The sequence below is a fragment of the Vibrio gelatinilyticus genome, from assembly GCF_022836845.1.
Taxonomy (GTDB): Bacteria; Pseudomonadota; Gammaproteobacteria; order Enterobacterales; family Vibrionaceae; genus Vibrio; species Vibrio gelatinilyticus.
Window position 1 is genome coordinate 22,948 of sequence record NZ_JAJNNZ010000001.1, and the last position, 14,786, is coordinate 37,733.

Here is a 14,786-nt window from a genome sequence, read left to right on the forward strand (position 1 = left end):
AGCATAGGTAGTGATATTCGAATGACCAAGAATTCTCATTGCACATTATTGAATTTTTGACGCGTATTTTAATTTAGGAACTAGGATGGACGACTGTGATGGCTACCCTGCCAGCTTCCCCTTCAAGCTATCAATAACCGCGCTGCGAACTGCACCCAATTTTGGTTTGTCATCCTGTGCAAAAGGAATTGGCCTGAGTAGGGATATGGTTCGTATTCCTAATCTCGCGGTGAGTAAACCAACGCCTACGCCCTGCCCCGCACGAGCCGAAATTTTTTCGACTACATTAAGAGAAAGCAAATCGGCACTTGTCTCTATCGCCAATTCACTGGCACCAGCAAGGGCCATATTTACCAACACCAACTTAAAGAGCTTTATCCTAGACCAATAACCTAACTCAACACCATAGATTAGCGATAGTTGGTCAATCATACGAAAATTACGCCACGCAATCAGTAACATATCCGCGATAGCTAATGGACTTACCGCGACAAGGATCGCCGCTTCTCCCGAGAGTTTAGAGACAATCTCCATGGCTCGTTTGTCTTGCTCTTTCATTACCATAGACTGATACATCGTCAGTATTTCTGCGTCACTGTGCGTAGGTTTCACGCTGTTCGACCAACGATCAAAATGGGGATTTTCTGGCTGAATATAAGTCTTGGCTGCCAATCTTTTACAAAACTCGACCCCCTGGCCGACACTATCATTCTTGAGTAACGCTTCACTTTGCTCTTGAACAGAAAAGTGATGGCGTAACTTACGAAGTTTGAGCCACTCGCGACCAATCGTGGTGAGCCCGATTGCCGATAACGCGGCAATAAAACTCGCCCATCCAATGGTCAGCCAGTCACCCAAGCTAAAGGCGCTTACAAGAGTGTCAACTGACTGCCATACGACAAGGCCGCTAAACCCAGCAAATATACTAGAGAATAACCAACGCCTTTTCTTTTTAGGACGAACAACCTCTTCAAACTGCTGTTCTATAGGCAAGTCGACAACCGACTCACTGATCACAAACGCCTGTTTATCATCGAACAGTGTTTGGCTAGTGAGTGATGGCGATCCCTCTTTTTGTTCGTCTTCACCATGAAAGACGGTTCTACCTTTTAAATCACTCATCGCAGTTTGTCTCCCACCAAATATTGCAGTGCTTTGTCCAATCGAATGTGACCACAAGGGCTATCCGTTGTTTTCTCAAGGGGTCTGAAAGACGTAAATTCAAAAGACTTCTTTTGCCAATAGTCTGCTTTGGGCAGTACCTTGGGTACATCTCCGGGATAGAGTGTCAAATTGTCCCCCATCAATGTGGTGCCTCTAAGAGCTGGCGACGTTTCAGTTCCTGCCCCCACAAAGCCCGATTTGGTGGCTTGTATTGAAGCCAAACTCATACAGTTCATTTCGATGTTATCAAATGATGCGGTTTGCCAAGTTGGGTACACCATCTGCTGCAGCAGGCTAACGAGGTTAGTGTGTTGGTCTGGCGTTATGTGATCAGCCTTGGTAGCGGCAAACATAATCTTATCAATGCGCGGCGCGAACACCCTTCTTAATAGATTATTTTGCCCGTAACGAAAGCTCTTCATAATCTGCTCAAGGGCGCCACGCATGTCGCTGAACGATTCGCTGCCTGCCATTAAGGGTTGTAGACAATCAACAAGTACTATTTGTCGATCGAAAGTCGCAAAGTGATGCTTATAGAAATGTTTTACCACTTTTTGCTGATATTCTTCATAGCGTCGTTTTAACATCATGTACCCGCTATTACGAGAGGGCTTGTCTTCCGTACTTTTGACAATAATAGGAAAAAACTGCAACACAGGAGCCCCCTGCAGTTCGCCGGGTAAAACAAATCGACCAGGCTGAACCCAGTGCAATCCGGACTCTTTGCATTTCATTAAAAACTGAGCAAACGCTTGAGAGATCGTTGCTATTCTTTTCTCATCAGCATCTTGGTGCGGATCGAATTCATCAACTAACTGTTGCCACTCTTTTGCGAGATTCAATCGCTGCCCCTTCAATATTGAAGCTTGTTGCTCACTCCATTGCTCAAAGGTCATCGACAATAAAGGTAAATCCAATAGCCACTCACCAGGGTAGTCGATAATATCGATATACAAGGTTGAGGTTTTACTTAGCAGCCTTTTCGTCGCTTTCTTTGGTTTATACTTGATCGCCAGCCGAATTTCGCTGACATCACGCGTCGGTTGCGGCCATTGTGGCGGTTCACCTTCGAGCTGATCTAATGCCTCATCGTAATGAAATCTAGGCACCATGAGGTTGGATTGGGGAACTCTTTTCGCACCAATTAAACGCTGGTCTCTGGCGCAATCAAGCAGTGGAAGGTTGTCGTGAGTAGACGAGTGCAGTAACTGATTTACCATAGAAGTAATAAACGCCGTCTTGCCTGCACGAGATAGACCAGTGACAGCAATTCTAACATGTGAGTCTAAGCTTCGATTCACAAAATCTGTCACTTCCTGGCCTATTGTATTCATCATCGTTAACTCCAAATACCTAATACAGAGAACAGTATGCAGTATATTGGATTAATCGAAGATGAACAAAAAACCCCTGAAAAAATTCAGGGGCTTATAAGAAACTACGTTGAAATGAAACAAGCGAACTAGTCGTTTTCAATTAACTTGTAGATGACAAAAAGAGAGATTTCCAATAGCAAGACAAGTACACACGACATCGTGACGTATTTTCCATCAAAAATACTGATGCCATGAAGGACCAAGTCGTATCCAACAAAACCACCCACTACCAGTGCGATTACTATCTGCAATATTTGTATAAATCGAGGCATCGATGCTCTCCTTAGTGTTATGTTTGCTCTACCACATCACCTGATGTGTAGATAACTGAGCCATCCAACTGAATTATAGACAAAAAGTGAGAATACTCTCATACCCTCACTCACAAATTGTGTCTATGAAGAGCTTTCCGCTTCAGCAATTTTCACTTTCCACGTATCAGGACCAATTTGATGTGCATTTGTACCTGTCGAATCAACAGCAACAGTCACAGGCATATCTTCGACTTCAAATTCGTAGATCGCTTCCATACCCAAGTCTTCAAATGCGACTACACGAGCTTTCTTAATAGCCTTTGCGACCAGATAAGCTGCGCCACCGACAGCCATTAAGTAAACGGCTTTGTGCTGTTTGATGGATTCGATTGCCGCTGGGCCTCGTTCTGCTTTACCAATCATGCCTGTTAAGCCTGTCTGAGATAGCATCATATCGGTAAATTTATCCATTCGCGTTGAGGTAGTCGGCCCTGCTGGCCCGACGACCTCATCGCCAACCGCATCTACTGGGCCAACGTAGTAGATGAACTTTCCATTAAAATCAACACCTTCAGGAAGACCCTCACCACTTTCTAACATTTCCTGGATGCGCTTATGCGCCGCGTCACGTCCTGTTAATATCTTGCCTGATAGCAACACGGTTTCACCCGTTTTCCACTCTTGTACATCTTTTTTGGTCACTTCATCAAGGTTTACACGGCGAGTATTTTTGCCAGCTTCCCAGGTAATGTCCGGCCAATCTTCCAATTTTGGTGGTATTAACTCTGCAGGGCCAGAGCCATCAAGCGTAAAGTGCACATGACGGGTCGCTGCACAGTTAGGGATCATACATACTGGTTTAGATGCCGCATGAGTTGGAGCTGTCTTAATTTTGACATCAACAACTGTCGTTAAACCACCAAGACCCTGCGCTCCAATACCCAGTTTATTAACGCGATTGAAAATATCGAGACGCAGTTCTTCCTCGGCGTTTTGTGGGCCTCTGTCAATGAGCTCCTGGATATCAATGTGTTCCATCAGTGACTCTTTTGCTAGAACTGCAGCTTTCTCTGCTGTACCACCGATACCGATACCTAACATGCCAGGTGGACACCAACCTGCCCCCATGGTTGGCAACGTTTTTTCAACCCACTCTGCAATATCATCAGATGGGTTTAGCATAACCATTTTGGTTTTGTTTTCAGAACCGCCGCCTTTCGCCGCAATTTGAATTTCTACTTTGTCACCAGGCACCATATTGATGTGCACAACAGCAGGAGTATTATCTTGGGTGTTAATTCGCTTGCCAGCTGGGTCTTTTACCACAGATGCACGCAGTGGGTTGTCAGAGTTGGTGTAAGCTTGGCGTACGCCCTCATCAACCATTTGCTGGACAGTTAGGTCACCTTCCCACTGAACATTCATACCTATATTGACAAAGCAGGTCACGATCCCCGTATCTTGGCAAATTGGTCGATGCCCTTCCGCCGCCATTCTTGAATTAATCAGAATTTGAGCAATAGCGTCTTTGGCCGCTTGGCTCTCTTCTTTTTGATAGGCTTTATCGAGGGCTTGTACGAAATCAAGGGGATGGTAATAAGAAATGTACTGCAACGCGTCTGCAACACTGTTGATGACATCCTCTTTACGAATAACTGTCATTGAATACCTCATTGTTCTTTATTTAACTTCCAAGTTTCTGACGATTCACCCACGGTTACAACATGATGTCATGCCCCACAGTTATTGTGGCCATAACCTATTGGCTAAGGGTAAATGCCAGTCTTTTTATTGTAAAAGTATGATACTCTTGCTTTCCTTTAGGCGCTATGAAAGCGACAACGTCTTTGTCACAATTTGAGCAAATGAATAAGAAACAACAACAATTTATTCACTTTAAGTCCATTCCTTACTCTGAGGATTTGGCTGTACAAGTTTTCAGTACCATTGAACAATTACCATGGTCAATGCTACTGAAGTCATCTTCGAAAGAACATGTCAACAGTCGCTACGATATCTTGGTTGCCGATCCCGTTGCCGTGATTGAAACACATGGTGAAAAATCGACCATTTCGCGTGACGGTCAGACACTTTCCAGTAAAGAGGATCCCTTCGAGTTACTGCGTGGTTTACTTGACGAGATTGGTGTGCAGCCTAGCAGCAGCGAACTGCCTTTTATTGGGGGCGCACTTGGCTACTTTGCATACGATCTCGGCCGAAGAATCGAAACACTTCCAGACAATGCCATCAATGACATTAATTGTGCGGATATGGCGGTGGGTATTTATGACTGGGCGCTGATTGTCGATCATAAAAAACAGGCGGCAACACTGGTTTCTAAAGACTTATCGCAGCGTGTGGATTGGCTCAATCAATGTCACGCGACCACCCTAGCTCCATTTTCACTGACGAGTGACTGGCAAGCCAATCTTTCAAAAAAACAATACCAAAGCCGCTTCGATAGCGTACAAAACTACCTCAATAGTGGGGATTGTTACCAAATCAACCTCGCTCAAAGGTTTTCTGCGCAATATAAAGGGAGCGAATGGTTAGCATTCCAAGAGCTCGATACTAAGAATTCAGCACCGTTTTCCGCTTTTATCCGAACGCCATCAAGCGCCATATTGAGCGTTTCTCCCGAACGCTTTTTATTGCTCGAAGAGTCTTCCATAGAAACAAAACCAATCAAAGGGACACGCCCTAGAGGGCGAAATGTTATTGAAGATCAGGCCAGCGCAAACGAGCTTAAACAAGCGCCAAAAGATCAGGCTGAGAATCTGATGATTGTCGATCTGCTTCGAAATGATATCGGTCGCGTAGCACAACCGGGCTCAGTAAAAGTCCCGCAACTTTTTGAGATCGAGAGCTTTCCTGCAGTACACCACCTAGTTAGTACGATTACGGCCAAGCTTGATCGCTCTTATCAGGCAACAGATCTGCTACGCGCTTGTTTTCCTGGCGGTTCGATAACGGGTGCTCCTAAGATAAGAGCAATGCAGATCATTGAAGAGCTAGAGCCACATCGTCGCAATGTCTACTGTGGTAGCATCGGCTACATTAGCTTAGATGGCAAAATGGATACGAGTATCACCATACGCACTCTCATTGCTCAAAACGAACACCTTTATGCTTGGGCGGGTGGCGGTATTGTGGCTGACAGCCAATGTGATAGTGAATATCAAGAAACTTTTGATAAGTTGTCTAAGATTTTACCGGTTTTACGTAACATGTAAGCGATCTAGCTCCATTTTGCCAGCGCTTGATGGAGCTCATTTCGGGTATAGGGTTTAGGCAATATGTCGTTCATACCCACTTCAAAACACGTTTCTCTCTCTTCACGCGTTGTTCCCGCCGTTAACGCAACAATCGGTTTTTCATAGTTTAGTGCGCGCAGATGGCGTGTTGCTTCAAAGCCATCCATCACAGGCATTCTGCAATCCATAAAGATCAGGTCGTAATCCTCTTTTTGTGCCATCGCTACCGCTTCTTGTCCATTCGTGGCGATATCAGGAGAGATCCCTAGTTTACTTAACATCTTAGTGATGACTATTTGATTCATCTTAATGTCATCTACAACCAGAATTTTCAAATGTGAGTATGCGTCATTGCCTGGAACTTCGAGTTGAACGTATTTATCTGCACCACTTAGTTTTTTGCCTTCAAGGGGTATCGAGACACTAAACGTCGTACCTTGGCCAGGCTGACTCACTAGACTTATCGAACCATCCATCAGTTCGATCAATTGCTTACATATAGCCAAACCCAGCCCTGTTCCTTCGTAGCTCCGACTGCTGGATCTATCGGCCTGAACAAAGGGATTAAACAACGTCGCTTGTGCCTCTTCACTGATACCAATGCCAGTATCCGTCACCTGCCATTGCAACTCACCTCGTTGATAAGTGACGACAACACTGACACTGCCAACATCGGTAAATTTAATTGCATTGCCAATGAGGTTTACGAAAATCTGTTTGATTCTATCGAGATCACCTTTCAACATTAACGAGTCAGGAACCGTCGATACGATCTCAAATTCTAGTTGCTTTTCTGCGATTTTAGGCTCGAAAATACTGCGAATCGTAAGCTCTAATGTGTGCCAGTTAAAAGCCTGCTCCACCAGCGCCAACATACCGGCGTTCATTTTACTAAAGTCCAATAAATCATTGATTATGGAGCGCAACATTTCACCTGACTGACTCAAGTTACTATGTAGCTCTTTTTGCAAATTCGTCAGATTTGTTTCGCCAATCAGTTCGGCACTCCCCAACAAACCATTCAAAGGCGTACGCAGCTCATGGTTTATCATCGCCAAAAATTCTCGAGTCGCGCGCTCAGATTCTTCGGCCAGCTCTTTGGCTTTAACCAATCGAACATTGGTTACTTGACGGGCAATTGCACTAGCTACTTGTTCAAAAACTATGAGCATTTGGCTCCTAACAAACCCGACATCCATATTATGCCCTTTTATCAGTGCCCTGAACTCACCTATGCGGCCTGACTCAGTTTCCAGTGGTATGACAAAATCGGCGGCTTGACTCAATAAAGAACCATCAACGTCTCTAAGTTTACTTGAGTAATAAATGCCTTGGGTCAAACTCGGTAACAAGTCGATATCAACCCGCAATTCACACTCGAGATCATCGGACACCTTATTGAGTTGAGACAACAAGTCCAAAATCAAAATATCATCGACGTTTCCGCGCAAAAAAGCTCGTCCAAAATGAATGAGAATTCGTTCGATTTTCTCCTTAAACTCTAATCTTTGGAAACTCTCCAAAGAGCGCTGTTCAAGTTGTTTTAAAGCGACTTCGAGCTGTTGGTTGGTTGAAAAAAGCTGCAAGCTCTTCTCTTCCAACAACTGTTCAGCTGCTTTTCTTGAGGCAACCTCACGTTTTAGTTTTCTCTCTATCAAAGAATCGGACTTCGATTGCATAAGGTTATGCTTTCCTTAAACTAAAACGTGCAATACTTTGGTCTTTATTGGTTTGTACCATATTTACTTCAATGTTCTCTCCGAAATGCTGTGCACATCCTTCAATAAGCCCTAAGCACACGTGCCCCATGCAGCGCGCACTGTGGTAATCCATAAGCATTTCTGATTCTGATTCGCTAATAAAAACAAATCTTGGGGGGCTGGCATCAGGGTAAAGCTTTTTAACTTCCACATGAATATAATTTTCTACATGATGAATAAATTGAAAGGTTGTCTTGCTCTGGGAGACACTTGCGTCATCTGGAAGTGAGCTAAGTAAGGTCTTAAAGACCGTTCTGCCAAACACCGTTTGCAAGGTGCTGGGCTCAATACCTGTCTTCTTACTCAAATTAACGATGAGTTTTACCAGTTTCTTATGGTCGTAACTTCCAACTGACGTATAAATTCCTTCATCTTCCGACATTGTTAAGACTTCATCGAGAACTTCAAGACCAAACTGGTCTTCTACCAATTCTAAAAATTCGGTAAAAATGATTCCTTTCATAAATACTCTCTCTTCAATAACCGAGTCCAGATATGCGGGAGGGTAACTCGACCCTATTATTCAGAATAGTGTAGTTTTACTAACTTTCCTTTTTTTTAACAGAGACTAAGACAATCGCCATGGAGGCGAAACATCGACATTTATGCACAAGTGAAAGCGGCTTACGACAGTGCAACGCACCAGCCTAGTACTGGCGGTTGGAGCCTAGTATTCAACACTCACTTTTTAACCGCGTAGAAAGAAAATTTGATCAGCGAGAGCCAACTACTATTATGCTTTTGACAAGGTGCAGACCGGGAATATCGATAAAGGCCGTCAGCTTGTTAACTCTACGCAAACACATGTATTCTCAATATTAAGACATGCTTGCGAGAGAAAGTCAGGCCATTTACTGTTAGATTTATTGATACAGGTAATACATGGGTTCATTGTTTATGTATAAAAATGTGCGGACCAAATTTGATACTACATACAGTCGGCCTTTACCGAATGGTAAAGCGTTAACAGAAGCCCTTGTGCCTCAAGAGGAGATTGAGCTGCGTGATATCATTGACTGCTGGTATAGAGACGTGTTTTCCCCATTGATCGCACTTAAACAACTTGATACTTCGGATAAGGATCATTACATAACATTGCTAGAGTCTCGGTTAAAACAGCTTGATAAAATCTTCCTTCAGCTACTCAGAAACAAAGCCTATTACGCTGCATTGCAACGCATGTTATCAGACAGTGACGACTCTGACATGGAGCATTATTTGCGCTTACTTCTAGCAAAGTCCACTAATGCTCGGCTGGTGCATTAACCCAAGTTCATAAACTAATCATCGACTAAACCTTCAAACTTAAACCTGCTTCGAAGTTTCTGTACTGCTTCTTGCTGTAATTGTCTGACTCGTTCTTTTGACAGATTATAGGTTTCCCCTAATCTTTCTAACGTCTTAATCTCGTGACCAAAAAGCCCATAGCGATAAATCAATATGTCCTTGTATTTATCTGGCAGATTCAACACCATCGCTTCTAAGCATTTTTGTAATTCTTCATCATGGCAGTTCTGGCAGGGCTCGGGGATTGAGGTAGACTCACAAGTTTCCAATGTTAAATAAACCTGATCTACGACATCCACAGATGAATTGGATTCAATAAAACCACTCATGTCTATCAGTTGACTAACGTGTTGTTGTGATTGCTGTACCTGCTGTGCTATTTCTTTGATTGATGGTGCTCTGTTGAGTTCATCACCCATCAATTTCGTTTGCTTAGATAAGCGATTAATTTCTTTTATGATATGAACGGGTAGCCGGACAGTTCGTCCTGTATTCATAAGGGAGGAGTCAATACTTTCCCTGATCCACCAAACAGCATAAGTACTAAAGCGAAAACCTTTTTCAGGATCAAATTTTTCAATCGCTTTCATCAGACCTAGATTACCCTCTTCTATCAAATCTAGAAGTGAGTGATTGCTAAGCCCTCGCTTGCTATAACTTCTTGCAACCTTCACAACCAAACGAAGGTTAGATTCGATTAGAGTATCTCTGGCTTTTAGATCACCTCGACGCGCTAATGTGGCAAAGTGAACTTCTTGCTCTGCTGTGAGTAGATCGATACTGACAACTTCACTAATATATTGTGAGTAGAAGTCACCACCACTCATCACAGTATGCGTGCGCTTGAAGCTCGGTTTATTTGATAAACGTTTGTGTACCTTTCGTTCTTCCATGAAATTCTCCACTGCCAGCTGTTGTTCAACCCTTGACCAACAACGTCATAGTCATTCCTTGATAGGCATCGCAAACGTAATCATAGGCATGAATATGCTATGCATCAAAGTTTAACCCGCATGATTAATGGATATTTCATTGGTTCTAGTTCCATCGTTTATATCGCCAAAATCAATTTCCAATTTTAACTCTGTTATACTATTTTCTAACTATATGATGATTAAGATTAATTTCATCTAACAGGATTGTCGTTTTGAAGTATCTTAATATTTGATTCGGTTTAAGGATGTTTGGGGAGTGATTAATGATAAATTTTGATGTGCTAAGAGAATATATGGACAACGATGACGAGATCATTCTAGCCGTTTTTCAGGCGTATATCGAAGAGCACAACAATAGTGCTGAAACTATTGAAGCGTTATACGCCGTACAAGACTGGCCTCAACTGTTCATTGCCGCGCACTCTCTTAAGGGGATCCTAGCCAGTTTTGGCGAGGAAGAAACCGTAACCAGGTTAGAAAACATTGAGGGTATGTCACGTGATAATACTGCACCAGACAAAGCGGATATCGACGCAGCGATCGAAGGATTAAACCATATCAACGTTCAGATAAACGACTACTTTGTTACCAAACAATAACGTAATTTGGAGAGAGTTTGCCAAATGGATCGACAGACCTTCCTGAATTCTTTTCAGTTATCGCTATCTAAAGGTTACAGCACTAAAGTTTCTGCACGCGTCGCTCATATTCAAAACCAAGAATTAAGAGAAGCCGGCGTATTGATTGGATTGGTGGAGCGAAATCAAGAACTTAATGTTATTCTAACCGCTAGGGCGAAACACCTAAAACATCACCCTGGACAAATTAGCTTTCCTGGGGGAAAAAGAGAACATCATGATCGTACCATCATCGATACTGCTATCAGGGAAACGGAAGAGGAAATAGGTATCTTTGCCGACCAGATAGAGATAGTTGGCACGCTACCAACTTTGAAAACCATTAGTCGATTTTCGGTTACCCCTGTGGTTGGGTTTATTTCAAACGCATATACGCCCCTCATAGACAGTAACGAAGTCGATTCTCTATTTGAAGTGCCTCTATCCTTTTTGCTCGACTCCGAGAACCTCAAAAGCGACCAATTTTTTGTCAATAACCAGTTTCACGAGGTCTCTGCTATTCCCTACCAACAACATTTTATCTGGGGCGTGACAGCACAGATCATTCAAGCGGTACAACGCCAAATTTCCTTCGTGACTCGCTAAAAGACTCAAACACCTTTCCGACACAGGCATGAAGACCGCAGTGTGTCACTCAAACATAACACGCAAGCGTTTGCTTTGATTATTAATTAGTTTATCTAATGAGTAGGCCAAGCCATCCTAATGTGTAGCACGTTATTTTCGTGATCCAGATTAAAGAATCATAATTGCCACGAATAAGACCGAGCGGAATATGACATAGATCTAATTATTCGTTGAAAAAAGCATGCAAACTCCACGTCGACTTATTTCCTGTTCCCAAAAAATGAGTGTTAACTATGAATACAACTACAGCTGCGACAGCGGGTCGCGCTTCATCTAAGTGGACTTATAAAGATTTCACTTGGGCTCTTTCTCTATTCGGCACTGCGGTTGGTGCCGGCGTTCTATTTCTACCTATTCGTGCTGGTGCTGGTGGATTCTGGACATTAGCAATCCTTGCATTAATCGCATTTCCAATGACGTGGTTTGCACATAAATCATTAGCTCGTTTTATTCTTTCTGCTAAGAATCCAAACGCTGATATTAGTGAAACTGTAGAAGAACACTTCGGTAAAACTGGCGCAAACCTTATCACCTTTGCTTACTTTTTTGCGATTTACCCTATTGTTCTGATTTACGGTGTTGGTATTACTAACACTGTCGATTCGTTTCTAGTCAACCAAGTTGGTATGGCATCAATTCCGCGCTGGTTGCTGTCAGGCTCTTTGATTGCCATGATGACTACGGGTATTTTGTTTGGTAAAGAACTCATGCTGAAAATAACATCAGCGCTTGTTTACCCTCTTGTGTTCATTTTACTCGCTCTGTCTTTCTATCTGATCCCAGATTGGAATACATCTATGGTTTCTGTTAGCCCAGATTGGAGCGCAATGCCTGTCATGATTTGGCTAGCTCTTCCTATGATTGTGTTCTCTTTCAACCACAGCCCTATCATCAGCCAGTTCACCAAAGAACAGCGCCTAACTCACGGTGAAAACGCTGTTAAGAAAACTGACGGCATTACCGGCGGCGCAGCAATGATGTTGATGGGCTTTGTCAAGTTCTTCGTATTCTCTGTAGTACTGTCTCTTTCTCCAGAGCAATTATCTGAAGCACAAGCACAAAACATCAGTGTTCTTTCTTACCTAGCCAACATCCATGAATCTCCCCTTATCTCTGTCTTAGGACCTGTTGTTGCTTTCGCTGCGATTACATCGAGCTACTTTGGTCACTTCCTTGGTGCTCAAGAAGGTCTTGTTGGTCTGGCGAAATCTCGTACTAACGCATCTGAAGCTAAGATTGAGAAAGGTTCATTGCTTTTCATCGTTCTAACAACATGGGCTGTTGCTATCATCAACCCAGATATCTTGGGCATGATCGAAGATCTTGGCGCACCAATGATTGCCGCTATTTTGTTCCTACTGCCTATTTTTGCAATGAACAAAGTTCCTGCTATGGCGAAGTACAAAACATCTAAAGTGGCCCAAATCTTCACAGCGGTATGTGGCTTTGCAGCAGTAACGTCTGCTATCAACGGTATCTTCTAAACCGAACGTAATATTTGAATAAAGATAATAACTAAAATAGGGCTCCATTTTAGGAGCCCTTTCTAATGAGGTTTCAAGTATGATCAGTGTATTCGACATCTATAAAATCGGTGTTGGCCCATCAAGTTCACACACCGTTGGTCCGATGAAAGCAGGTAAAGAGTTTATTGATGATTTGCGCTCAATGGGCAAGTTACGTGACATCACTAAAATCACCGTAGATATCTATGGGTCATTATCACTGACAGGGAAAGGCCACCACACCGATATTGCCATCATTATGGGTTTAGCAGGTAACAGCCCAGAAAAAGTGGATATCGATTCGATCCCAAGCTTTATTGCGCGTGTAGAAGAAACGGAACGACTTCCTGTTGGCATGCACTGTCACACCGTTTCTTTTCCAAATGATGGCGGAATGAATTTCCACTCATCCAATTTAGAACTGCACGAAAATGGTATGCAAATCCATGCCTGGATTGGTGAAGACAAAGCCTACTCTAAAACCTATTACTCTATTGGCGGTGGTTTCATTGTCGACGAAGAAAACTTCGGCAAAGAAACGACTTCGGCAATCAAAGTGCCTTATGATTTTAACTACGCCGAGGAACTCGTTTCTCAATGTAGAGAGCACGGCCTTTCAATTAGTACCTTAGTAATGGCCAATGAGCACGCTCTATTCTCTCAAGAGGAAGTGCGCAGCTATTTTGCCAGTATCTGGAAAACGATGCGTGAATGCATGGAACGCGGTATGAATACCGAAGGCATTCTACCCGGTCCCTTGCGCGTTCCTCGTCGCGCAGCGGCACTTCGTCAGCAATTGATCACTTCCGAAAAAACCACCACCGATCCTATGGCCGTTGTTGATTGGGTCAACATGTTTGCTTTCGCTGTGAATGAAGAGAATGCAGCCGGCGGACGCGTTGTTACCGCTCCGACTAACGGTGCTTGTGGCATCATTCCAGCCGTATTAGCTTACTACGATAAGTTCATTCAAACGGTCACAGAAAAAGACTATATCCGCTTTTTCGCAGCGTCTGGCGCCATTGGAGGTTTATATAAGAAAAACGCTTCTATCTCCGGGGCAGAAGTCGGCTGTCAGGGCGAAGTTGGCGTGGCCTGTTCTATGGCAGCTGCAGGGCTTGCTGAGTTAATGGGCGGAAGCCCAGAGCAAGTTTGTATGGCCGCTGAAATCGCGATGGAACACAACCTGGGATTAACCTGTGACCCTGTAGCGGGACAAGTTCAGGTTCCATGCATTGAGCGCAATGGTATCGCGGCAGTTAAAGCCATCAATTCAACTCGCATGGCACTTCGACGTGCATCTGCCCCTCGTGTATCTCTTGATAAGGTTATCGAAACTATGTTGGAGACGGGTAAGGATATGAACGCGAAATATCGTGAAACGTCACAAGGCGGACTCGCGATTAAAGTGATTTGTTAATAGGGATTGTCAATTACGCAACAAAAAACCCAAGCTATTGCTTGGGTTTTCTTTTTCTGCAAGTCAACGCTAAACCTACTGCCCTACGTATATGCAGCCAGCGGTACACGTCTCTTTAATCTCAACTTTGCTCAATAGCGGCAACGTTGGTTTAAGCTGTTGCCAAATCCATTTAGCCAAAACTTCACTCGTTGGGTTCTCTAACCCCTCAATATCGTTGAGATAGTAGTGATCAAGGCGGTCATAAATGGGTCTAAATGCAGCTTTAATTTCAGCAAAGTCAACAACCCAGCCAGTATGCGGATCTACTTCACCTTCAACATAAAGTCGAACTAGAAAAGAGTGTCCGTGTAAACGGCCGCACTTGTGACCTTCTGGCACGTTTGGCAGGTGATGTGCCGCTTCAAACATAAACTCTTTGTATAACTCGGTCTTCATAGGAATACTCTAACTAATTATTGACACGCAATCGTACTGAAAACCACACACCAACTCAAGCGCCAGTGCTACAAATCAATCACTGTTCTGACGGTGCTCTATCTGCCTTACTTACCAATACCGTCCAT

At 43.5% G+C, this 14,786-nt stretch carries 14 protein-coding genes; 6 read left to right on the forward strand and 8 right to left on the reverse strand.

Annotation, left to right across the window (positions count from 1 at the left end):
* Positions 1-102 precede the first annotated feature (102 nt).
* From LNL84_RS00115 to LNL84_RS00130, 4 genes are all read right to left on the reverse strand, one after another.
* Positions 103-1,122 carry a YcjF family protein gene (locus LNL84_RS00115; RefSeq protein ID WP_244354065.1) on the reverse strand — a complete coding sequence of 340 codons (1,020 nt, stop codon included), beginning with the start codon at positions 1,120-1,122 and terminating at the stop codon, positions 103-105.
* A complete protein-coding gene (locus LNL84_RS00120; protein ID WP_244354824.1) occupies positions 1,119-2,498 on the reverse strand; it encodes a YcjX family GTP-binding protein in 1,380 nt (459 codons plus the stop codon). The genes LNL84_RS00115 and LNL84_RS00120 overlap by 4 nt, the downstream gene beginning before the upstream one ends.
* Positions 2,499-2,626: 128 nt before the next feature.
* The gene (locus LNL84_RS00125; RefSeq protein ID WP_244354066.1) at positions 2,627-2,812 is read right to left on the reverse strand and encodes a hypothetical protein; all 186 of its coding nucleotides are present in this window, start codon (positions 2,810-2,812) and stop codon (positions 2,627-2,629) included.
* 123 nt (positions 2,813-2,935) lie between these two features.
* Positions 2,936-4,456: a fumarate hydratase gene (locus tag LNL84_RS00130; protein WP_244354067.1), complete on the reverse strand. Its 1,521-nt coding sequence runs from the start codon at positions 4,454-4,456 to the stop codon at positions 2,936-2,938.
* A 203-nt stretch (positions 4,457-4,659) separates the two neighbouring features.
* On the opposite strand from LNL84_RS00130, the gene pabB reads away from it, so the two are divergent.
* Positions 4,660-6,027, forward strand: a complete 1,368-nt coding sequence (pabB, locus tag LNL84_RS00135) for an aminodeoxychorismate synthase component 1 (RefSeq protein WP_425244276.1) — start codon at positions 4,660-4,662, stop codon at positions 6,025-6,027.
* Positions 6,028-6,032: 5 nt separating this feature from the next.
* Here pabB and LNL84_RS00140 read toward each other — a convergent pair whose 3' ends face one another.
* Together LNL84_RS00140 and LNL84_RS00145 are read right to left on the reverse strand one after the other, a co-directional pair.
* A complete protein-coding gene (locus LNL84_RS00140; RefSeq protein WP_244354069.1) occupies positions 6,033-7,727 on the reverse strand; it encodes an ATP-binding protein in 1,695 nt (564 codons plus the stop codon).
* 4 nt (positions 7,728-7,731) lie between these two features.
* Positions 7,732-8,271 carry a heme NO-binding domain-containing protein gene (locus tag LNL84_RS00145; protein WP_244354070.1) on the reverse strand — a complete coding sequence of 180 codons (540 nt, stop codon included), beginning with the start codon at positions 8,269-8,271 and terminating at the stop codon, positions 7,732-7,734.
* 434 nt (positions 8,272-8,705) lie between these two features.
* Here LNL84_RS00145 and LNL84_RS00150 point away from each other — a divergent pair, with 434 nt between their 5' ends.
* Positions 8,706-9,074 (forward strand): hypothetical protein, encoded by a 369-nt coding sequence (locus LNL84_RS00150; protein ID WP_244354071.1) that lies wholly within the window; start codon positions 8,706-8,708, stop codon positions 9,072-9,074.
* Positions 9,075-9,088: 14 nt separating this feature from the next.
* Here the strand turns inward: LNL84_RS00150 and LNL84_RS00155 are convergent, their stop codons facing one another.
* Positions 9,089-9,988 (reverse strand): sigma-70 family RNA polymerase sigma factor, encoded by a 900-nt coding sequence (locus LNL84_RS00155; protein ID WP_244354072.1) that lies wholly within the window; start codon positions 9,986-9,988, stop codon positions 9,089-9,091.
* Positions 9,989-10,293: 305 nt separating this feature from the next.
* Here LNL84_RS00155 and LNL84_RS00160 point away from each other — a divergent pair, with 305 nt between their 5' ends.
* From LNL84_RS00160 to LNL84_RS00175, 4 genes are all read left to right on the forward strand, one after another.
* The gene (locus LNL84_RS00160; RefSeq protein ID WP_244354073.1) at positions 10,294-10,629 is read left to right on the forward strand and encodes an Hpt domain-containing protein; all 336 of its coding nucleotides are present in this window, start codon (positions 10,294-10,296) and stop codon (positions 10,627-10,629) included.
* A 24-nt stretch (positions 10,630-10,653) separates the two neighbouring features.
* Positions 10,654-11,253, forward strand: coding sequence for a CoA pyrophosphatase (locus LNL84_RS00165; protein WP_244354074.1), 600 nt, complete (start codon positions 10,654-10,656; stop codon positions 11,251-11,253).
* A gap of 275 nt (positions 11,254-11,528) precedes the next feature.
* Positions 11,529-12,779: an aromatic amino acid transport family protein gene (locus tag LNL84_RS00170; protein ID WP_244354075.1), complete on the forward strand. Its 1,251-nt coding sequence runs from the start codon at positions 11,529-11,531 to the stop codon at positions 12,777-12,779.
* A gap of 79 nt (positions 12,780-12,858) precedes the next feature.
* Positions 12,859-14,220 carry an L-serine ammonia-lyase gene (locus LNL84_RS00175; RefSeq protein WP_244354076.1) on the forward strand — a complete coding sequence of 454 codons (1,362 nt, stop codon included), beginning with the start codon at positions 12,859-12,861 and terminating at the stop codon, positions 14,218-14,220.
* Between the two features lie 75 nt (positions 14,221-14,295).
* Here the strand turns inward: LNL84_RS00175 and queD are convergent, their stop codons facing one another.
* Entirely contained in the window at positions 14,296-14,658 is a 363-nt protein-coding gene (queD, locus tag LNL84_RS00180; RefSeq protein ID WP_244354077.1) for a 6-carboxytetrahydropterin synthase QueD, read from the reverse strand.
* Between the last annotated feature and the right edge of the window lie 128 nt (positions 14,659-14,786).

Coding starts and splice junctions, on each gene's coding strand:
- LNL84_RS00115 (WP_244354065.1), bottom strand. CDS start 1,122: ATGAGTGATTTAAAAGGTAGAACCGTCTTTCATGGTGAAGACGAACAA.
- LNL84_RS00120 (WP_244354824.1), bottom strand. CDS start 2,498: ATGAATACAATAGGCCAGGAAGTGACAGATTTTGTGAATCGAAGCTTA.
- LNL84_RS00125 (WP_244354066.1), bottom strand. CDS start 2,812: ATGCCTCGATTTATACAAATATTGCAGATAGTAATCGCACTGGTAGTG.
- LNL84_RS00130 (WP_244354067.1), bottom strand. CDS start 4,456: ATGACAGTTATTCGTAAAGAGGATGTCATCAACAGTGTTGCAGACGCG.
- pabB (WP_425244276.1), top strand. CDS start 4,660: ATGAATAAGAAACAACAACAATTTATTCACTTTAAGTCCATTCCTTAC.
- LNL84_RS00140 (WP_244354069.1), bottom strand. CDS start 7,727: ATGCAATCGAAGTCCGATTCTTTGATAGAGAGAAAACTAAAACGTGAG.
- LNL84_RS00145 (WP_244354070.1), bottom strand. CDS start 8,271: ATGAAAGGAATCATTTTTACCGAATTTTTAGAATTGGTAGAAGACCAG.
- LNL84_RS00150 (WP_244354071.1), top strand. CDS start 8,706: ATGTATAAAAATGTGCGGACCAAATTTGATACTACATACAGTCGGCCT.
- LNL84_RS00155 (WP_244354072.1), bottom strand. CDS start 9,988: ATGGAAGAACGAAAGGTACACAAACGTTTATCAAATAAACCGAGCTTC.
- LNL84_RS00160 (WP_244354073.1), top strand. CDS start 10,294: ATGATAAATTTTGATGTGCTAAGAGAATATATGGACAACGATGACGAG.
- LNL84_RS00165 (WP_244354074.1), top strand. CDS start 10,654: ATGGATCGACAGACCTTCCTGAATTCTTTTCAGTTATCGCTATCTAAA.
- LNL84_RS00170 (WP_244354075.1), top strand. CDS start 11,529: ATGAATACAACTACAGCTGCGACAGCGGGTCGCGCTTCATCTAAGTGG.
- LNL84_RS00175 (WP_244354076.1), top strand. CDS start 12,859: ATGATCAGTGTATTCGACATCTATAAAATCGGTGTTGGCCCATCAAGT.
- queD (WP_244354077.1), bottom strand. CDS start 14,658: ATGAAGACCGAGTTATACAAAGAGTTTATGTTTGAAGCGGCACATCAC.